General features: G+C 67.7%; 14 protein-coding genes. 10 read left to right on the plus strand and 4 right to left on the minus strand.

Annotated elements, in window-relative coordinates:
- Window positions 1–3 precede the first annotated feature (3 nt).
- The 5 genes from mauD to PKO50_RS16370 all read left to right on the plus strand — a co-directional run bounded on the left by mauD (window position 4) and on the right by PKO50_RS16370 (window position 5,084).
- Window positions 4–642 carry a methylamine dehydrogenase accessory protein MauD gene (gene mauD, locus PKO50_RS16350; protein WP_109934785.1) on the plus strand — a complete coding sequence of 213 codons (639 nt, stop codon included), beginning with the start codon at window positions 4–6 and terminating at the stop codon, window positions 640–642.
- Between the two features lie 19 nt (window positions 643–661).
- Window positions 662–1,183, plus strand: coding sequence for a methylamine dehydrogenase light chain (locus tag PKO50_RS16355; protein ID WP_009622218.1), 522 nt, complete (start codon window positions 662–664; stop codon window positions 1,181–1,183).
- A gap of 15 nt (window positions 1,184–1,198) precedes the next feature.
- Window positions 1,199–1,723 carry a cytochrome C gene (locus tag PKO50_RS16360; protein WP_089393742.1) on the plus strand — a complete coding sequence of 175 codons (525 nt, stop codon included), beginning with the start codon at window positions 1,199–1,201 and terminating at the stop codon, window positions 1,721–1,723.
- Window positions 1,724–2,194: 471 nt separating this feature from the next.
- A complete protein-coding gene (locus PKO50_RS16365) occupies window positions 2,195–3,142 on the plus strand; it encodes a phospholipase D family protein (RefSeq protein WP_109934784.1) in 948 nt (315 codons plus the stop codon).
- 412 nt (window positions 3,143–3,554) lie between these two features.
- Window positions 3,555–5,084 carry a nucleobase:cation symporter-2 family protein gene (locus PKO50_RS16370; protein ID WP_109934783.1) on the plus strand — a complete coding sequence of 510 codons (1,530 nt, stop codon included), beginning with the start codon at window positions 3,555–3,557 and terminating at the stop codon, window positions 5,082–5,084.
- 402 nt (window positions 5,085–5,486) lie between these two features.
- On the opposite strand, the gene PKO50_RS16375 is transcribed toward PKO50_RS16370, so the two are convergent.
- Window positions 5,487–6,359, minus strand: coding sequence for a LysR family transcriptional regulator (locus tag PKO50_RS16375; protein WP_089393745.1), 873 nt, complete (start codon window positions 6,357–6,359; stop codon window positions 5,487–5,489).
- A 158-nt stretch (window positions 6,360–6,517) separates the two neighbouring features.
- On the opposite strand from PKO50_RS16375, the gene PKO50_RS16380 reads away from it, so the two are divergent.
- Both PKO50_RS16380 and PKO50_RS16385 read left to right on the plus strand, forming a co-directional pair.
- On the plus strand, window positions 6,518–7,903 hold the full coding sequence (locus tag PKO50_RS16380) for an NAD-dependent succinate-semialdehyde dehydrogenase (RefSeq protein WP_109936445.1): 1,386 nt from the start codon (window positions 6,518–6,520) through the stop codon (window positions 7,901–7,903).
- A 95-nt stretch (window positions 7,904–7,998) separates the two neighbouring features.
- Window positions 7,999–8,703 carry a glutathione binding-like protein gene (locus PKO50_RS16385; RefSeq protein ID WP_109936446.1) on the plus strand — a complete coding sequence of 235 codons (705 nt, stop codon included), beginning with the start codon at window positions 7,999–8,001 and terminating at the stop codon, window positions 8,701–8,703.
- Between the two features lie 332 nt (window positions 8,704–9,035).
- Here the strand turns inward: PKO50_RS16385 and PKO50_RS16390 are convergent, their stop codons facing one another.
- Genes PKO50_RS16390 through PKO50_RS16400 form a run of 3 tightly spaced genes read right to left on the minus strand, consistent with a single transcriptional unit; the run spans window position 9,036 to window position 13,960 of the window.
- Window positions 9,036–11,174 carry a methyl-accepting chemotaxis protein gene (locus tag PKO50_RS16390; RefSeq protein WP_275630320.1) on the minus strand — a complete coding sequence of 713 codons (2,139 nt, stop codon included), beginning with the start codon at window positions 11,172–11,174 and terminating at the stop codon, window positions 9,036–9,038.
- 35 nt (window positions 11,175–11,209) lie between these two features.
- Entirely contained in the window at window positions 11,210–12,265 is a 1,056-nt protein-coding gene (locus PKO50_RS16395; protein WP_089394307.1) for an AraC family transcriptional regulator, read from the minus strand.
- A gap of 15 nt (window positions 12,266–12,280) precedes the next feature.
- A complete protein-coding gene (locus PKO50_RS16400; RefSeq protein WP_275630321.1) occupies window positions 12,281–13,960 on the minus strand; it encodes an AMP-binding protein in 1,680 nt (559 codons plus the stop codon).
- A gap of 441 nt (window positions 13,961–14,401) precedes the next feature.
- On the opposite strand from PKO50_RS16400, the gene pbpG reads away from it, so the two are divergent.
- The 3 genes from pbpG (at window position 14,402) to PKO50_RS16415 (ending at window position 18,965) form a co-directional block, all read left to right on the plus strand.
- Window positions 14,402–15,316, plus strand: a complete 915-nt coding sequence (gene pbpG / locus PKO50_RS16405; RefSeq protein WP_109935560.1) for a D-alanyl-D-alanine endopeptidase — start codon at window positions 14,402–14,404, stop codon at window positions 15,314–15,316.
- Between the two features lie 662 nt (window positions 15,317–15,978).
- Complete coding sequence (locus tag PKO50_RS16410; protein WP_275630322.1) at window positions 15,979–17,403, plus strand: sigma 54-interacting transcriptional regulator; 1,425 nt, start codon at window positions 15,979–15,981, stop codon at window positions 17,401–17,403.
- 296 nt (window positions 17,404–17,699) lie between these two features.
- Window positions 17,700–18,965, plus strand: coding sequence for an OprD family porin (locus PKO50_RS16415; RefSeq protein ID WP_275630323.1), 1,266 nt, complete (start codon window positions 17,700–17,702; stop codon window positions 18,963–18,965).
- Window positions 18,966–19,017 lie beyond the last annotated feature (52 nt).

The following is a 19,017-nucleotide window of genomic DNA, read 5'->3' on the forward strand; positions in this document are numbered from 1 at the left end:
ACCATGGAAGCCATGATCGTTTCCAACATCCTGCTCTGGTGCCTGCTGCTGGCACTGGCCTTCGTCGTCATGGGCCTGGTGCGCCAGATCGGCGTGCTGCACGGGCGCATCGCCCCGGCCGGCGCGCTGATGGTCGACAAGGGCGTATCGGTCAATGAACCGGCCCCGCAGGTCACCGCCGCCGACCGCCAAGGCCGCCCGGTGAACTTCGGCTACGCCGGCGAGAAGGCCCAGTTGCTGTTCTTCCTCTCGCCCACCTGCCCGATCTGCAAGTCGCTGCTGCCGGCGATCAAGTCCATCGCCAAGGAACAGGCGCACCGCCTGGACGTGGTCTTCGTCAGCGACGGCGAGCCGGCCGCTCAGCAGGCGCTGATCGCCGAGCACAAGCTCGAAGGCGCCACCTACGTGGTCGGCCCGGAAGTGGGCATGACCTACCAGATCGGCAAGCTGCCCTACGCGGCGCTGATCGACAAGGCCGGCATCCTGCGCGCCAAGGGCCTGGTCAACTCCCGCGAGCACCTGGACAGCCTGTTCGAGGCCGAGCACCTGGGCAGCGCCACCCTGCAGCAGTACCTGCAGGCGCAGCAGCCTCAGGTTCACAGCCACGAGCCTGGCCATGCGCACTCGCACAGCGCCCACTGACAATAAAAAGGGATAACCGATGAAATTCCTCGACCAGCTCTTCGAGCGCTCCTCCCGCCGCATCGCCGACACCACCTCGCGGCGCAAGCTGCTCTCGCGCATGGGTTCGCTGCTGGTGGCCGGCGCCGCGCTGCCGGTGCTGCTGCCCATCGACCGCACCGGCAAGGCCCTGGCCGCCGACAAGCCGATGGCCGGCGACCCGGGCGACCCCAACAGCTGCGACTACTGGCGCTACTGCTCCATCGACGGCTTCCTCTGCTCCTGCTGCGGCGGCAGCGTGTCCAGCTGCCCGCCGGGCACCGAGGTGTCCCAGGTGGCCTGGGTCGGCACCTGCCACAACCCGGCCGACGGCAAGAACTACATCATTTCCTATAACGACTGCTGCGGTAAGCACAGCTGCAACCAGTGCGCCTGCACCCGCAACGACAGCGAGGAACCGGCCTACCGTCCGTTCAACAACAACGACGTGAACTGGTGCCTGGCGGCCAAGTCGCACATCTACCACTGCACCGTCTCGGTCATCCGCGGCGTGGCCGTGTAGGGCGCGGGGTCAGCCATGAAACGCTCGCTGCTGACCCTCGGGCTGTCGTGCCTGCTGGCCATGCCCATGGCCCAGGCACGCAGCATTCCCGACCCGCACCAGAAGCACGCGCCGGGCAACGAGGCGGAGCAGACGCCGATCGCCCAGGCCGGCTACAGCAACGCCACCAACTACCAGTTGCAGTGCGCCGGCTGCCACCTGTCCGACGGCGCCGGCTCGAAGTCCAACGACGTGCCGAGGATGCTCGGCTTCGTCGGCAACTTCCTCAAGGTAGACGGCGGCCGCCAGTTCCTGGTGCGGGTGCCGGGCATGTCCATGTCGGCGTTGAGCGATGCGCAACTGGCGGACATGCTCAACTGGCTGCTGCGCGAGGACGGCATGGCCGGCAAGAGCATGCCGGCGGACTACAAGCCGTACACCGCGGAGGAAGTAGCGGGGATCCGTCACGAAACCATGCTCAACCTCCCGGGAACCCGCGCCCAGCTGATCGCCGCGATGCGCAGGCAGGGCATCGCCATCGACGACGGCATGGGCGACTGAAAGACGCCTTTGGTTCCGCTTCGGCCCGCCGTATGGCGGGCTTTTTTTGGTTGGTTTTTCGTAGGAGCGAGCTTGCTCGCGAACAGAGTTCACTGGGAGTTGCGGGGCTGAGGTTGAGAGCACCCTCTCCCTAACCCTCTCCCTGAAGGGAGAGGGGACCGTTCGGCGTGCTCGGGTATTTTAGAGTTAGCCGGCAACGCCGCAGGTTTCCGGCTGAAACCATTCCTTCTCTCGGCACGGACAAGCCCCCTCTCCCTTCAGGGCGGGGCGCGCAGCCGAGGGCTGGGGAGAGGGTTCGGAGTCAACCGGAAACACCATGGCCGCCGGCGAGCACGGTTCGCGAGCAAGCTCGCTCCTACAAAAAACCAAGCCCCCTGCTCTACCGCAAGCCTTTTCGCGCCAAGCGTGAAACCTCCCCCACCGGCGTGCGACAATGCCTACATTTGCGGAACCCATGCTGCTGGAGAACCTATGCAGATCCTCGATAATCAGAACGACCTCGCGGGCTACCTCGGCCAACAGCGCGACAAGAAGATCACGGTCGTCACCGCCTTCGCCGCCGGCACCGAACCCCTGGTGGAAAGCCTGCGCGCCAACGGCAACCGTCTGGACATAGTGGTCGGGACCATCAACTCCTTCACCTCCCCGGACTTCATCGAGTACTGCATCGGCGAGGGCGGCGACGACCTGGCGCTGTCCGTCGACTTCCGCTACCAGAAGAGCATCCACTGGAAGCTCTACCTGGTCGAGCCGGACATCGTCATCCTCGGCAGCGCCAACTTCACCGAACTGGGCGTCGGCCTGTCCCGCGACAATGCCGTGGTCATCCAGGACGCCGCGCTCTACGCCGGGCACCTGGCCCGCGTCGAGGCGCTGAAGGCCACCGAGGGCGTGCTGCCGGCCAGCGACAGCGAGGCCTTCGACGAGGCCCTGGAAACCTACCGCTGGAACCACCGCCGCATGCAGGCGGGCCTGGCGCGCACCGCGCAGTACCTGGACGGCGAGAGCTGGCTGGGCGAGGAGTCCAACCAGAGCATCCCGCTGTTCATCTGGTACAGCGACCACTCCGAGGACTCCGAGACCACCGCCGAGGGCTTCCTGCGCGCCAGCAGCGGCGTGGACTGGGACGACGTACGCGAGTTCTTCACCTACGAATGCGCCGAGGGCGCCCTGCCCTACGAGGAAGGCGACGTGGTGCTGACCGCGCGCTGCAACGGCTCGCACATCGCCTTCTACACCTTCGACCGCATCCTCTACCGCGACGGCACCTACTACATCTATTCCTACCGCAAGAAGCGCTACCCGGCGCCGTTCAACCTGGACGACACCAAGGAAGGCCTGAAGGACGTCATCCCGCGCTGGTACGAGGAAGGCCGCACCGAGATGAACCGGGCGGACATCCTGCGCTTCATGATCTGAAGCCCCTCCCCGGCCACTGCGAAAACGCCGCGAACGGTTCCCCGTCGCGGCGTTTTTCATTCGGGCGCCCGCTGGACAGCACCATCTTGAGGCCGCGGCGCCCGACTTCCGTGCACTTCTTCCCTCTGGCCACCTCGCTCCATGGCCGCCCCGATGGTCGGGCCCTCGCGCCACGCGGGCCGTGCCGACCAGCGACACCCTTGTATCCAAAATTCCTGACGACCTGGCCAGGTTCTTGCTTCGCTCCGGGCGGCGTGCAGGCAGCCGCCTGCGCATTTCACGGAAGATTATTTTTTCTTTCTAATCAAATAGTTCAGAGCGTCGAGCAAGATTTTGTATACAAGGTAGTAGCCAAACACACACAACCGTGTCTACATTGCTCGGCACAACAAAACAAGCGAGTCCTCCAGCCATGAATGACCGTTCAGCTGTAGCGTCTTCCAGCACCCGCCCGGAAGACGAGAACCTCGGTGTCGGCGCCAACCTGGCGTACGGCCTGCAACACGTTCTGACCATGTATGGCGGCATCGTCGCCGTGCCGCTGATCCTCGGCCAGGCCGCCGGCCTGTCGCCCGCCGAGATCGGCACCCTGATCGCCGCGTCGCTGTTCGCCGGAGGCCTGGCCACCTTGCTGCAGACCCTCGGCCTGCCCTTCTTCGGCAGCCAGCTGCCGCTGGTGCAGGGGGTGTCCTTCGCCGGGGTGGCGACCATGCTCGCCATCCTCACCACCGGCTACGAGGGCGGCGGCATCCCGGCCGTGCTGGGGGCGGTGATGGCGGCCTCGGCCATCGGCCTGCTGATCACCCCGGTGTTCTCGCGCATCACCAAGTTCTTCCCGCCGCTGGTCACCGGCGTGGTCATCACCACCATCGGCCTGACGCTGATGCCGGTGGCCGCGCGCTGGGCCATGGGCGGCAACCCCAAGGCCGCCGAGTTCGGCAGCACCGCCAACATCGGCCTGGCCGCCGTGACCCTGGTGATAGTGCTGCTGCTGAGCAAGCTGGGCAGCGCCGCCATCTCGCGCCTGTCGATCCTGCTGGCCATGGTGATCGGCACCGGCATCGCCTATGCCGCGGGCATGACCGACTTCTCCAAGGTGGCCGAAGGCCCGATGCTGGCCATGCCGGAAATCTTCCACTTCGGCATGCCGACCTTCCACGTGGCGGCGATCATCTCCATGTGCATCGTGATCCTGGTGACCCTGGTGGAAACCTCGGCGGACATCCTCGCCGTGGGCGAGATCATCGGCACCAGGGTGGACTCCAAGCGCCTGGGCAACGGCCTGCGCGCCGACATGCTGTCGAGCATCCTGGCGCCGATCTTCGGCTCCTTCACCCAGAGCGCCTTCGCCCAGAACGTCGGCCTGGTGGCGGTGACCGGAGTGAAGAGCCGCTACGTGGTGGCCACCGGCGGGCTGATCCTGGTGACCCTCGGCCTGCTGCCGGTGGTCGGCCGGGTGGTGGCCGCGGTGCCCCCGGCGGTGCTCGGCGGCGCCGGCCTGGTGCTGTTCGGCACCGTGGCGGCCAGCGGCATCCGCACCCTGTCGAAGGTGGACTACCACAACAACATGAACCTGGTGATAGTCGCCACCGCCCTGGGCTTCGGCATGCTGCCGATCGCGGCGCCGAACTTCTACCATAACTTCCCGGGCTGGGTGGAAACCATCTTCCACTCCGGCATCAGTTCCTCGGCCATCATGGCCATCGCGCTGAACCTGCTGTTCAACCACTTCAAGACCGGCAACTCCGACCAGCAGTCGGTATTCGTCGCCGCCGAGGAACGCACCCTGCGCTACCGCGACATCGCGGCGCTGAACGAGGGCGACTACTTCCTCGACGGCAAGCTGTTCGACAAGGACGGCAACGAGGTGCCGGTGATCGACGAGGAGAACGAACACGCCGAGCAGGCGCCGCCGAGGACGGTGAAGGCTGTGGCCCACTGACGACCAGAACGGCCCCGCGAGGGGCCGTTTTCATTAGGAGGCTGGCGTTTTACGCCTATCGCGGACGGAGTCCGCTCCTACGGGATATATGCCGTGCCCATCGGCAACCTCCTGTAGGAGCAGGCCCTGCCTGCGATTTCGCGCGCAGGGCGCGCTCCTACAGGGGAATGGCATGGGTGGGGCGGCGTAGGAGCGGATCTCATCCGCGAATCGCGCCGGTGGTTCCGGCTATCGCGGACAAGGTCCTCCTACGTTGCAGGCGAGCATGGCTTCTCGTAGGAGCGAGCTTGCTCGCGAACAAACGCGGTGCCATGCGGTTCGCGAGCAAGCTCGCTCCTACGAAGAGCACTTCGGTAGAGCCTGTAAGACAGTTGCTCCTACGTTGTTTTCTGGGTTATACCCCTACGCCGCATCCCGCCTTTCCGGCTCCAGCAAGCCGATGAAGGCCCGCAGCGCCGGGGTGTCGGTGCCGCGGCGCCAGAACAGCCAGGTGGTGGCTTCGGCGTGGCCGGGGGCCAGGCGGTGGATGGTCACGTTGCGCCCACCCGCCAGGCTGTCGAACATCGCCCTGGGGATGATCGCCACCCCGCCCCCCGCGGCTATGCAGGCGAGCATGCCGTGGTAGGACTCCATCTCCATGATCTTGCCCGGCACCACCCGCTGCTCGGCGAACCAGCCTTCCAGGCGCTTGCGGTAGGAGCAGCTGTCGCGGAAGGCGAACACCGTCTCCCCCGCCACGTCGCGGGCGTCGCGCACCGGTGGGTGGCCCTGGGCGCTCATCAGCACCAGTTCCTCCTGGAACACCGGGCGGCCGTCCAGCTGCGGGTGGTTGGCCGGGCCGTCGGCGAAGGCGGCGATGAAGCGGCCGGCCAGCACGCCGTCGATCATCTCCCCCGAAGGGCCGGTGGAAAGGTCCAGCTGCACCTTGGGGTAGCGCTGGTGGTAGCGCGCCAGCAGCTCGGGGATGCGCACCGCCGCGGTGCTTTCCATGGAGCCCAGGGAGAAGCTGCCGTGGGGCTCGGCGCCGCTGGCCACCTGGCGGGCTTCTTCCACCAGGTCGAGGATGCGCTCGGCGTAGTCGAGGAAGCTGCGCCCGGTGGGCGACAGGCGCAGGCGCGACTTCTCGCGGATGAACAGTTCGGCGCCCAGCTCGCCTTCCAGCTGCTTGATGCGCGTGGTCAGGTTCGACGGCACGCGGTGCAGGCGGCCCGCGGCGGCGGTGATGCTGCCGTCCTGGGCGACGGCGCGGAAGAACTCCAGCTGGGTCAGGTCCACGTTTCTCTCCGAAAGAATGGTTCTTTCTGAATTATTCATTTGTCATGAAAGGTACGCCACCTTAATTTCTCCGCCATGCCGGCGCCAGTGTCGCCGGCCCAACGACCCACGCCGCCGACCAACGGCGGCAAGCCCCACCTGCCGTGCAAGGACCTTCCATGAACCAGATCGCCGCCATCCCCGCTGCCATCTCGCGCAGCCCCGCCACCGGCCAGGAACTGGCCCGCTACCCCTTCGAGGACGCCGCCCAGCTGGAAACCGCGCTGGCCCGCACCGACGCCGCCTTCCGCCAGTGGCGCGATACTCCGGTGGCCGAGCGCGTCGCCGTGCTGCGCAGGATGGCCGAGGTGCTGCGCGCCAACGTGGAGCCCATGGCCCGCGTGGAAGCCCAGGAAATGGGCATGCCGGTCACCCAGGCGCGCGGCGAGATCAACAAGTGCGCCAACCTCTGCGACTGGTACGCCGAACACGGCCCGGCCATGCTGGAAGACGAGAAGACCAGCATCGAGGGTGCGTACATCTCCTACCTGCCGCTGGGCCCGGTGCTGGCCGTGATGCCGTGGAACTTCCCCACCTGGCAGGTCATGCGTGGCGCGGTGAGCATCATCCTCGGCGGCAACACCTACGTGCTCAAGCACGCGCCGAACGTCATGGGCTGCGCCTACCAGCTGCAGAAGGCCTGGCGTGACGCCGGCCTGCCGGAAGGCGTGTTCGAGGTGCTGAACGTCGAGCCGCCGCTGGTCTCCAAGGCCATCGCCGACGAGCGTATCGCCTCCATCGCCGTGACCGGCAGCGTCGGCGCCGGCGCGGCCATCGCCTCCCAGGCCGGCGCCGCGCTGAAGAAGTGCGTGCTGGAACTGGGCGGTTCCGACGCCTTCATCGTGCTGGCCGACGCCGACCTGGACGCCGCCGTGAAGGCCGCCGTGGCCAGCCGCTTCGGCAACTGCGGCCAGGTGTGCATCGCCGCCAAGCGCATGATCGTCGAGGAATCCGTCGCCCCGGCCTTCACCGAGAAGCTGCTGGCCGCGGTCAAGGCGCTGAAGATCGGCGACCCGCTGGCGGACGACACCTTCGTCGGCCCCATGGCCCGCTTCGACCTGCGCGACGAGCTGCACGGCCAGGTGCAGCAGGCCATCGCCGACGGCGCCAGCCTGCTGCTGGGCGGCCACAAGCTGGAAGGCGAAGGCAACTACTACGCGCCGACCGTGCTGGCCGACGTGAAGCCGGGCAACACCGCCTTCGTCAAGGAAATCTTCGGCCCGGTGGCCTCGGTGATAGTCGCCCGCGATGCCGAGCACGCCCTGGAGCTGGCCAACGACAGCGAGTTCGGCCTGTCCGGCGCCATCTGGAGCGCCGACAAGGTCAAGGCCCAGCAGATGGCCCGGCGCCTGGTCAGCGGCGGCGTGTTCATCAACGGCTTCTCCGCCTCCGACCCGCGCGTGCCGATCGGCGGCGTGAAGAAGAGCGGTTTCGGCCGCGAGCTGTCGCACTTCGGCCTGCGCGAGTTCCTCAACCCGCAGACCGTCTGGATCGACCGCAAGTAAAGCTATAGTCTTGGCCTTTGGCCCGCGCCGCTCTCCTGGGCGCGGGCGTTGTACGCCCCGGCACCGTGCCGGGGCGTCCCACTTCAGGAGGTCCCATGATCGAGCTGTACTACTGGCCCACTCCCAACGGCCACAAGATCACCCTGTTCCTCGAAGAAACGGGGCTCGACTACCGCATCCACCCCGTCGATATCAGCGCCGGCGACCAGTTCAAGCCGGAGTTCCTCGCCTTCTCGCCGAACAACCGCATGCCCGCCATCATCGACACCGCCCCGGCGGACGGCGGCGAGCCGATCAGCGTGTTCGAGTCCGGCGCCATCCTCGTCTACCTCGCCGAGAAGACCGGCCGCTTCATGCCCGGCGACGTGCGCGGGCGCAAGACGGTGCTGGAATGGCTGTTCTGGCAGGTCGGCGGCCTGGGCCCGATGGCCGGGCAGAACCACCACTTCGTGCAGTACGCGCCGGAAAAGCTGCCCTACGCCATGCAGCGCTACATCAACGAGACCAACCGCCTGTACGGCGTGATGGACAAGCGCCTGGCGAAGGTGCCCTACCTGGGCGGCGAGGAATACAGCATCGCCGACATGGCCAGCTACCCCTGGGTGGTGCCGTGGCAGCGCCAGCAGCAGGACCTGGACGAGTTCCCGCACCTCAAGCGCTGGTTCGAAGGCATAGCCGCCCGCCCGGCGACCCTGCGCGCGTATGAGAAAGGCCAGCCGTTCTCCTCGCGGCCGTCGGTGACCGAGGAAAGCAAGAAGATCCTCTTCGGGCAGACCGCCGCCAGTGTGAGCAAGGGCTGATCGCGGACAGAGTCCGCTCCTACGGTTCCAGGAAGCACGATCGTAGGAGCAACTGTCTTGCAGGCTGCGCCGCCTCTCTCCAACCCGTAGGGCGCATAACGCCTACGGCGTTATCCGCCGCGGCCGTCGGGCACCGGCGTTCCGGCCAACGGCGGATAACCGCGAACGGTTATTCGCCCTACGGTCGAGCACGGACGTAGGAGCGGACTCCGTCCGCGATTGGCCCCCGGCCGCGCCAATCGTCAGGCATCGGTTTCCCGGACCGCGGCGGATAACCGCGAACGGTTATCCGCCCTACGCAGGATGGCGTTGAGCGCAGCGATACCCATCGATCAAACGCGGAACTGCCCCATCAACCCCTGCTGGTGGTTGGCCAGGTCGTTCAGCGACTGGCTGATCTGCGCCGATTCCTGGGCCTGGCCGGACAGCGACTCGGTCACGTCGCGGATGCCCGCCACGTTGCGGTTGATCTCCTCGGCCACCGCGCTCTGTTCTTCGGCGGCGCTGGCGATCTGCAGGTTCATGTCGTTGATCACCCCCACCGCTTCGCCGATGCGACGCAGCGCGGCCACCGCCTGTTCCACCTGGCTGACGCTGCCCTGGGCCTGCTGGTGGCTGCTGTGCATGGCGCTGACCACTTCGCGGGTGCCGTTCTGCAGGCCTTCGATGACCTGGCGGATTTCCTCCACCGAGTCCTGGGTGCGCTTGGCCAGGTTGCGTACTTCGTCGGCCACCACCGCGAAGCCACGCCCGGCGTCGCCGGCGCGGGCCGCCTCGATGGCGGCGTTGAGCGCCAGCAGGTTGGTCTGCTCGGCGATGGCGCGGATCACCTCCAGCACCGAGCCGATCTGCTCGCTGCTGGCCGCCAGGCCCTCGACCTGGGTCATCGCCTGGCTCATGTCGCGGGCCAGTTCGTCGATGGCGCGGGTGGTCTGGTCGATCACCGCCAGGCCGTCACGGGTGGCGCCGTCGGCGCCGCGGGCGGCATCGGCGGCTTGCGCGGCGCTGTTGGCCACGTCGTGGGCGGTGGCGCTCATTTCCTGGGAGGCGGTGGCCACCTGCTCGATCTCGCGGAACTGCTGCTGCATGCCGGCGCTGGTCTGGGTGGACAGCGCGGCGGACTGGTCGGCGGTGGCGCGGGCGTCCTGCACCGAGGCCTTCACGTCGCGGATGATCGGCTGCAGCTTGTCGAGGAAGCGGTTGAACCAGCCGGCCAGCTCGCCCAGTTCGTCCTGGCCCTGGTACTTCAGGCGCTGGGTCAGGTCGCCCTCTCCGCTGGCGATGTCGCGCAGCATGCCGGCCACGCCGAGGATCGGGCGCGTCACGCCGCGGGCGGTCAGCCACAGCAACAGCAGCACCACCAGCGCCAGGCCGACGCCGAAGGCGGTTTCCCAGAGCGCGCCGCTGAGGTTGCGCGCGTCCAGCTCGCCCTGCAGCTTCAGCGACGGCTCCAGCAGCACCTGGCGCGGCACTTCCAGCAGCACGCCCCAATTCTTCGAATCCGGAATGGCCTGCAGCGGCTCGACCACCTGCAGCCGGTCCTCGCCCATCAGCGCCCGGGGCGCGCCGGCGGCCTGCACGCCGAGGATCTCGGCGGCGTTGGCCACGGACTTGGCCAGCGGCTGGCCGAGCTGGTTGGCGTCCTGGCTGTCGCCGGCCAGCAGCCCGGCCGGGCTGAGGATGCGGATGCTGCCCTGGCCGGCGTAGAGGTCACGGTCGCCATCCAGCGCCAGTTGCTGCAGGCGGCTGAGGCTGATGTCGGCCCCCACCACCGCCAGCAGCTTGCCGTTCTCCAGCAGCGGGAACACCACGGTGGTCATCAGCACGCGCTGGCCCGAGGCGTCGTCGAAATACGGGTTGAGCACGCAGGGCCTGAGGTTCTGCTTCGGGCACTGGTACCAGGTGTTGAAGGGCGAGCCGTCGAGCATCGCGGTGGTGTCGGCGATCATCGCCTCGGTCACCGCCAGGCTGCTGTCGCCGCTGGCCTTCTGCGCCCAGTAGGCGCCGAAACGGCCCTTCTCGCTGCTGCCCAGGGCCTGCTGGCCGGCGAACCGGGCGTCCTGGCCGTCCAGGGCGTCGGGCTCGAACACCACGTAGAGGCTGAGCAGCGTCGGGTTGGATTTCAGCCCATCGTGCACCAGCTTCACCAGGTCCTCGCGCAGCACCTGCGCATCCACGCCGTGCCTGGCGCTCTGCGCGCGCAGCTGGGCGACCTGGCGGCTGAACTGGTCGCCGAAGTGGTAGACGTCGGTGAAGAAGCGCTGGATGGTCTCCGCCTGCTGCTCGGCCCGCGCCTGCATGCGCGCCTGGGCCGCGTCCTCGAGCATCTGCGCGTTGGCCGTCTTCACCAGCTGCAGGTTGTGGTTCATGCGGTACAGCGAGCTGCCGACCAGCAACGCCACGGTGCACAACAGGCAGAGGCCGGCCAGCAGGGTGATCTTCCACTGGATCGAAAGGCGCGTCAGGAACATGGGTGGGAGTCCTTGGAACGTGGGAGTGCCCCAGGCTATCGGCCTGGCGGGGAATTTCTGGAGGCGTCGGGCCAGTCGTTTTCCTGCTGCATCAGCGCGCGGTACTGGCCGGGGGTGGAGCCGGTCCACTTGCGGAAGGCCTTGTAGAAGGCGCTGGTGTCGGCGAAGCCGAGCGCCTCGGCCAGTTCGGCGAAGTTGCCCTCGCCGGCGTCCAGCCGGGCGATGGCCAGGTCGCGGCGCAGCTGGTCCTTCAGCGCCTGGTACGACTGGCCCTCGGCGGCCAGCTTGCGGCGCAGGGTGGACGAGGCCATGTAGAAGTGGCTGCCCAGCGCTTCCAGGTCCGGCCAGCGCTCGCAGCGCTGGCTGCGCAGGTAGGCCTTGATGCGCGCGGCCAGGCTCTGCGGGTCGCGGTAGCGCACCAGGATGTTGGCCGGGGCGCCGGCGAGGAAGCGGCGCAGCTCGCGCTCGTCACGGCGCACCGGCAGGGCCAGCGCCTCGGCGTTGAACAGCAGGCGCGTCTGGCGGCGGGCGAAGCGCAGGTTGTCGCTGAACATCACCCGGTAGTCCTCGATGTAGTCCGGCTGCGGGCAGCGCAGGTCGAGGGCGAGGATGGGGATGCGCCGGCCCACCAGCCAGCAGGCCAGGCCGTGGACCATCAGGTACAGGGTGAAGTAGCAGAAGGCCCGCTGCGGCGGCGCCGCGCCCTCGTCGAGCTGGATCGCCGCCACCCCGTCCTGGCTGACCAGGCGCGGCTGCAGGCCGTCCAGCACCAGGCCGAGGAAGGCCAGCGCGCGTTCCAGCGCCGCCTCGAGGCTCGCCTCGTGGATGGCGGTGCGGGCCATGAAGTTGAAGCTGCCGGACTTCATGCGCCGGGGGTTCATGGCGAAGAACTCGTCGTCCAGCTGCCGTGCCAGGCGCAGCCAGAGCCGCGAGTAGGCCTGGATGGGCACCCGCGCGTAGGGCTTGCCGGGCAGCTCGGCGGCGATGCCCGCGGCGGCCAGCAGCGCGGACGCGTCGAGGCCCTGGCGGACGGGTTCGGCCAGGGCCTCGTTGACCAGGCGGATGGAGATGGTGCCCTTTTCTACCGGCATGCCGCCTCGCGCTCGTCAGCCATCGCCCCTGCGCAGTTCCTCGATGCTGATCTCGCGCATGCGGAACTTCTGGATCTTGCCGGTCACCGTCATCGGGAAGTCGTCGCAGAAGCGGAAGTGGCGCGGCACCTTGAAGTGGGCGATGCGCGCCTTGCAGAAGGCCCGCAGCTCCTCCTCGTCGACGCCGTGGCCGGGGTGGAACTTGACCCAGGCCACCAGTTCCTCGCCGTACTTCTCGTCGGGGATGCCGATCACCTGGGCGTCGGCCACCGCGTGGTGGGTGTAGAGGAATTCCTCGATCTCCCGCGGGTAGATGTTCTCGCCGCCGCGGATGATCATGTCCTTGCTGCGCCCGACGATGCGCACGTTGCCCGCCTCGTCCATCACCGCCAGGTCGCCGGTGAGCATCCAGCGCGCGGGGCTGATGGCCTCGGCCGTGGCCTGGGGGTTGTTCCAGTAGCCGAGCATCACGCTGTAGCCGCGGGTGCACAGTTCGCCGATGGTGCCGCGCGGGACGATGCGGCCGTCGCCGTCGATGATCTTGCTCTCCAGGTGCGGCTGGGTGCGGCCGACGGTGGTCACGCGGATTTCCAGCTCGTCGTCCGGGCCGGTCTGCAGCGACACCGGGCTGGTCTCGGTCATGCCGTAGGCGATCTGCACCTGCGCCATGTGCATTTCGCTGATGACCCGGCGCATCACCTCGATCGGGCAGGTGGCGCCGGCCATGATCCCGGTGCGCAGGCTGGACAGGTCGAATTCGGCGCGGCGCGGGTGGTCCAGCTCGGCGATGAACATGGTGGGCACGCCGTAGAGCGCGGTGGCGCGTTCCTCCGACACCGCGGCCAGGGTGGCCTCGGGCTCGAAGCTGGGCGCCGGGTAGATCATGGTGGAACCGTGGGTGAGGCAGCCGAGGTTGCCCATCACCATGCCGAAGCAGTGGTACAGCGGCACCGGGATCACCAGGCGGTCGTGCTCGGTGAGGCCGATGCTCTCGCCGACCATCAGGCCGTTGTTGAGGATGTTGTAGTGGCTGAGGGTGGCGCCCTTGGGGAAGCCGGTGGTGCCGGAGGTGTACTGGATGTTGATCGGTTCGTCGAACTGCAGCAGCGCCTGGCGCTGGGCCAGTTCCTCGGCGGAGACGGCGGCGCCGATGCCCTCCAGCTGGTCCCAGCGCAGGAAGCCGGCGGGGGCCTGGGCGGCCAGGCTGATCACCCCGCTCAACTCCGGCAGGCGCGCGCTGTTCAGCTCGCCCGGGCGGCAGTCGCGCAGCTCCGGCAGCAGCTCGGCGAGCATGCCGTGGTAGTCGGAGGTCTTGAAGGCGTCGGCGCACACCAGCCAGCGGCAGCCGGACTGTTTCAGCGCATATTCCAGCTCGTTGGCGCGGTAGGCCGGGTTGATGTTGACCAGCACGGCGCCGACCTTGGCGCTGGCGAACTGGGTGATGCACCACTGCGCGCAGTTCGGCGCCCAGATGCCCAGGCGGTCGCCCTGGCGCAGGCCCAGGGCGAGGAAGGCGCGGGCCGTGGCGTTGACCGCCTCGGCCAGCCCGGCCCAGGTGTAGCGCAGGTTCTGGTGCCGCACCACCAGCGCCTCGCGGTCGGCGAAACGGCTGGCGGTGTCGTCGAAGGCAGCGCCTATGGTCATGGCCAGCAGCGGCTTGTCCTGGCGGCCACGGGTGTAGCTCGGGTGGTTCATGGCGTTCCCTTGTTGTGCTTGTTCTGGGACTGGGCTCGCGGCCGGGCCCACAGGCATGGGCATGACCGGCCGGTCGACGGCTCGCGGACCATCTTTACGTTAACGTAAAGGTAAACGCAAGTCCGCATTCCGCCCCGTTCTCTACAGCTTAGCCAGTCAAGCTTCATGCCACAGAAGTCGAACACCTTGTAAATCAGACACTTGGAATATTCCGACAGCCGACACCCGGACTGCGCATTCGCATTTCGCAACACTTGGCGAGACACTTTCTCATTCCCGCCGTTGCGCTTTCAAAGTGATACACGCACTTGTACGCGCAAGCCCTTGAAATTCTTTCCCCCGGGCCGCCGTCGGGCTGATGCGCGGTCACCGGTCATGGATTAGAATTCTGGGAAATTGCCTACACGGATGTAGACCCTCCCACTTGTGCGAATCACATCCATGAACACTCGTCGTTCGATCCTCGGCCTGCTCTTCGCCTGCACTGCCGCCCTCGCCCTGCCCTCCCTCGCCGCCAGCAAGGCGGAAGTCACCCCCGGCCAACTGGTCCTGGCCTCCGGCAGCGCCCTGGTGGTGGACCTGAATTCCGACAAGGTGGTCTATTCCAGCAACCCCGAGGTGGTCCGCCCGATCGCCTCGGTGACCAAGCTGATGACCGCCATGGTGGTGCTCGACGCCAAGCTGCCGCTGGACGAGCAGATAGACGTGGACATTTCCGAGACCGCCGAGATGAAGGGCGTGTTTTCCCGCGTGCACCTGGGCAGCCGCATCGACCGCCGGCAGATGCTGCTGCTGGCGCTGATGTCCTCGGAGAACCGCGCCGCCGCCAGCCTGGCCCACCACTACCCGGGCGGCAGCGTGGCCTTCGTCAAGGCGATGAACGCCAAGGCGAAGTCCCTGGGCATGCTGCACACCCACTACGTGGAGCCCACCGGCCTGTCGATCGAGAACACCTCCACCGCCCACGACCTGATCCGCCTGGTCAAGGCCGCCTACCAGTACCCGCTGATCCGCGAGCTGAGCACCACCGCGACCAAGGACGCGCGCTTCACCCACCCCAGCTACGCGCTGAGCTTCTTCAACACCAACCCGCTGGTGCGCGCCGGCAAGTGGGACATCCGCCTGACCAAGACCGGCTTCACCAACCAGGCCGGGCACTGCCTGGTGATGGTCACGGTGATGAACGGCCGCCCGGTGGCCCTGGCGCTGCTCGACGCCTTCGGCAAGCGCACCCACGTGGCCGACGCCGCGCGCATCCGCCGCTGGGTGGAGACCGGCAAGGCCTCGCCGGTGCCGGCGGTGGCGCTGCGCTACAAGCAGGCGAAGCAGACGCAGGGGATGCAGGCGGCGGAGTGATGGTGTTTCCCGGGGCTTGGGTGTCCGGGGTTGAGAGCCCCTCTCCCTAGCCCTCTCCCTGAAGGGAGAGGGGACTGTTCGGTGTGCTTGGATGCTCATGAGTCAGCCGGCAATCACTGAGGAGCGCAGGCACGGATTGGCTTGGTGTAGGAGCGAGCTTGCTCGCGAACGGGGTTTCCCGGCACTTCGGTGCCAAGGCTGAGAGCGCCCTCTCCCTAACCCTCTCCCTGAAGGGAGAGGGGACTGTTCGGTGTGCTTGGATGCTCCTGAGTCAGCCGGCAATCACTGAGGAGCGCAGGCACGGATTGGCTTGGTGTAGGAGCGAGCTTGCTCGCGAACGGGGTTTCCCGGCACTTCGGTGCCAAGGCTGAGAGCGCCCTCTCCCTAACCCTCTCCCTGAAGGGAGAGGGGACCGTTCGGCGTGCGTTGGTATTTCGGCGTTAGCCGGCTAGCACAGAGATTGCCGGCTGAAACCTGGCCTTCAGCCGGCACGGCCTAGCCCCCTCTCCCTTCAGGGCGAGGCGCGCAGCCGAGGGCTGGGGAGAGGGTTGCGGACTCCCCTGCCACACCAGAGCCCAACCCATACTCCGCCCTTCCCTACTGACCCACCCAGCACATCCCGGTACAGTGCCCGCTCAAAGCCCCCAAGCACCAGGCCGCCCATGCACGACAACTACTCCCTCACGGACTACCAGAGCGTCCGCCAGTTGGCGATCCGCTCGCTGTTCGAGATCTTCGAGCAGTTCAGCGAGGGCACCGTGATCGTCGACCGCGACGCGCGCATCGTCTGGATCAACCAGCGCTACGCCCAGCGCTTCGGCCTGGACGGGGCCGAGCAGGCCATCGGCCGCCCGGTGGAGAGCGTGATCCCCGGTAGCCTGATGCGCGAGGTGGTGAGCAGCGGCCGGCCGATGCTGCTGGACATCCTCGACATGCCGCGCGACCCGCTGGTGGTGATGCGCATGCCGATCCGCGACGACGCCGGGCAGGTCATCGGCGCCATCGGCTTCGCCCTGTTCGACGAGCTACGCTCGCTGTCGCCGCTGCTCACCCGCTACCAGCGCATGCGCCAGGAGCTGGCCTCCACCCGCTCGCTGCTGCAGGCGCGCCAGGCCAAGTACAGCCTGGCGCACTTCATCGGCAACGGCAGCGCCAGCCTGGAGGTCAAGCGCCGCGCCCGCCGGGCCGCGGCCAGCGAGGCGCCGGTGTTGCTGCTGGGCGAGACCGGCACCGGCAAGGAGCTGCTCGCCCACGCCATCCACAGTGCCTCGGCGCGGGCCGGCAAGGCCTTCGTCAGCATCAACGCCGCGGCCATCCCGGAAACCCTGCTGGAGGCGGAGTTCTTCGGCACCGCACCGGGCGCCTTCACCGGCGCCGACCGCAAGGGGCGGCCGGGCAAGCTGCAGATCGCCCAGGGCGGCACCCTGTTCCTCGACGAGATCGGCGACATGCCCCTGCCGCTGCAGAGCAAGCTACTGCGCGTGCTGCAGGAGAAGGAATTCGAGCCGGTGGGCTCCAACGAGGTGCTGCGCAGCGACGTGCGGCTGATCGCGGCCACCTCCATCGACCTGGACAAGGCCGTGCGCGAGGGCCGCTTCCGCGCCGACCTGTACTACCGCATCAACGTGGTGCCGATCGTCATCCCGCCGCTGCGCGAGCGCCTGGAAGACCTGCCGGCGCTGTGCGAGGCGATCCTCGACGACCTGCGCGAGGACAAGCACGCGCTCTACGAACTGGGCGCCGACGCCCTCGACCTGCTGCGCCGCCACGCCTGGCCCGGCAACGTGCGCGAGCTGCGCAACCTGCTGGAGCGCAGCGTGCTGCTCAACGACCGCACGCAGCTGGACGCCCAGGCCCTGCGCGCCGCCCTCGGCCCGCTGCAGGCGCCGCCGGCGCAAACGGACGGCAACCGCGCCAGCCTGGCCGAGGGCCAGGACTTCTACGCCGCGCGGGCGGCCTTCGAACGCGAGCTGATCGGCAACGTGCTGGCCGAACACGCCGGCAACGTCGAGGCGGCCGCGCGGCGCCTGGGGCTGGGCCGTTCGACGCTGTACAAGAAGATGGCCGCCCTGGGCCTTTCGTCCTGAAATAGAGACTTTTCTCCATTTAGAGACAACAGCGGTTTTCCTGCGTCTCCAGTCAGGACGAAGAGGGTTTTGTCCACGAATAGAGACAGAACTCATCGCACGGGCATGTAAATATCAAATAAATTACTTTTAAATCAGTAAGTTAACCACCTGGCACGGTTCTCGCTATCCGGCTTGCGCGGCTACCCGCCGCACGCCGACATAACAACAACCAACGTGTCGCGCACGAACGCCATCCACGGGGCCCACGGCCCGCCCCGGTTCGCCGCCGCGCCACGCCAGGAGTACTTCCGACCATGAGCAGCACCCCGCTCAAGCATGCCGCCGCCCTCGCCACCCTGGGCACCTCCCTCGGTATCACCCTGCCCGCCCAGGCCGACTTCCTGGCCGACGGCAAGGCCAGCCTGGAACTGCGCAACTTCTACTTCAACCGCGACTTCCGCCAGGACGCCGCGCCCCAGTCGAAACAGGAGGAATGGGCGCAGGGCTTCCTGCTGCGCTACGAATCCGGCTTCACCGAGGGCACCATCGGCGTGGGCGTCGACGCCATCGGCCTGCTCGGCGTCAAGCTCGACTCCAGCCCCGGGCGCGCCGGCTCCGGCCTGCTGCCGCGCGACCGCGAGAAGCTCCACGGCGCCCAGGACGACTACAGCGAACTGGGCCTGACCGCCAAGCTGCGAGCCTCCCACAGCGTGCTCAAGGTCGGCACCCTGCTGCCCAAGCTGCCGACGGTGCTGGCCAACGACTCGCGCCTGCTGCCGCAGACCTTCCAGGGCGCGCACCTGAATTCCACCGAGTTCGCCGGCCTGACCTTCGACGGCGGCCGCCTGCGCCAGGTCAGCCAGCGCGACTCGTCCGACAGCGAGGACATGACCCTCACCACCGGCAACGCCCGCGGCATCACCGCCAGCGCCAGCAGCGACCGCTTCGACTTCGCCGGCCTGAGCTACAAATGGACGCCGCAGCTGACCACCGGCTACAACTACGCCAGGCTCGACGGCCTGTACAACCAGCACATCGTCAACCTGCTGCACGTGCTGCCCGTCGCCGAGGGCCAGGCGCTTAAGACCGACCTGCGCTTCGCCCGCTCCAAGGACGACGGCCACAGCAACGTCGACAACCGCGCGTTCGGCGCCATGCTCACCTACAGCCTCGGCGGCCACGCCTTCGGCGCCGGCTACCAGGCGATGCGCGGTGACACCGGCTTCGCCTACATAGGCGGCACCGACGCCTTCCTGGTCAACTTCGTGCAGATCGGCGACTTCGCCAACCGCGACGAGAAGTCCTGGCAGCTACGCTACGACTACGACTTCGCCGCCCTGGGCGTGCCCGGGCTGACCTTCATGACGCGCTACCTGTCCGGCGACGACATCGAGCTGGGCGCCGGCAGGCCCGAGGGCAAGGAATGGGAGCGCAACACCGACATCGGCTACGTGGTGCAGAGCGGCCCGCTGAAGAACTTCGGCGTCAAATGGCGCAACGCTACCGTGCGTTCCAGCCATTTCGGCAACGACCTGGACGAGAACCGGCTGATCCTCAGCTACGTGCTGCCGCTCTGGTAAGCGCCGGCCTTCCCCTCGTCACGACAAGAACCACGCGCGGCCGATGCGCCGC

The organism is Pseudomonas sp. 273, from assembly GCF_029201425.1.
Taxonomy (GTDB): Bacteria; Pseudomonadota; Gammaproteobacteria; order Pseudomonadales; family Pseudomonadaceae; genus Pseudomonas; species Pseudomonas delhiensis.

Bases quoted from the DNA above. Each gene is read 5' to 3' on its own strand.
- mauD (WP_109934785.1), top strand. From the start codon at position 4: ATGGAAGCCATGATCGTTTCCAACATCCTGCTCTGGTGCCTGCTGCTG.
- PKO50_RS16355 (WP_009622218.1), top strand. From the start codon at position 662: ATGAAATTCCTCGACCAGCTCTTCGAGCGCTCCTCCCGCCGCATCGCC.
- PKO50_RS16360 (WP_089393742.1), top strand. From the start codon at position 1,199: ATGAAACGCTCGCTGCTGACCCTCGGGCTGTCGTGCCTGCTGGCCATG.
- PKO50_RS16365 (WP_109934784.1), top strand. From the start codon at position 2,195: ATGCAGATCCTCGATAATCAGAACGACCTCGCGGGCTACCTCGGCCAA.
- PKO50_RS16370 (WP_109934783.1), top strand. From the start codon at position 3,555: ATGAATGACCGTTCAGCTGTAGCGTCTTCCAGCACCCGCCCGGAAGAC.
- PKO50_RS16380 (WP_109936445.1), top strand. From the start codon at position 6,518: ATGAACCAGATCGCCGCCATCCCCGCTGCCATCTCGCGCAGCCCCGCC.
- PKO50_RS16385 (WP_109936446.1), top strand. From the start codon at position 7,999: ATGATCGAGCTGTACTACTGGCCCACTCCCAACGGCCACAAGATCACC.
- PKO50_RS16390 (WP_275630320.1), bottom strand. From the start codon at position 11,174: ATGTTCCTGACGCGCCTTTCGATCCAGTGGAAGATCACCCTGCTGGCC.
- PKO50_RS16395 (WP_089394307.1), bottom strand. From the start codon at position 12,265: ATGCCGGTAGAAAAGGGCACCATCTCCATCCGCCTGGTCAACGAGGCC.
- PKO50_RS16400 (WP_275630321.1), bottom strand. From the start codon at position 13,960: ATGAACCACCCGAGCTACACCCGTGGCCGCCAGGACAAGCCGCTGCTG.
- pbpG (WP_109935560.1), top strand. From the start codon at position 14,402: ATGAACACTCGTCGTTCGATCCTCGGCCTGCTCTTCGCCTGCACTGCC.
- PKO50_RS16410 (WP_275630322.1), top strand. From the start codon at position 15,979: ATGCACGACAACTACTCCCTCACGGACTACCAGAGCGTCCGCCAGTTG.
- PKO50_RS16415 (WP_275630323.1), top strand. From the start codon at position 17,700: ATGAGCAGCACCCCGCTCAAGCATGCCGCCGCCCTCGCCACCCTGGGC.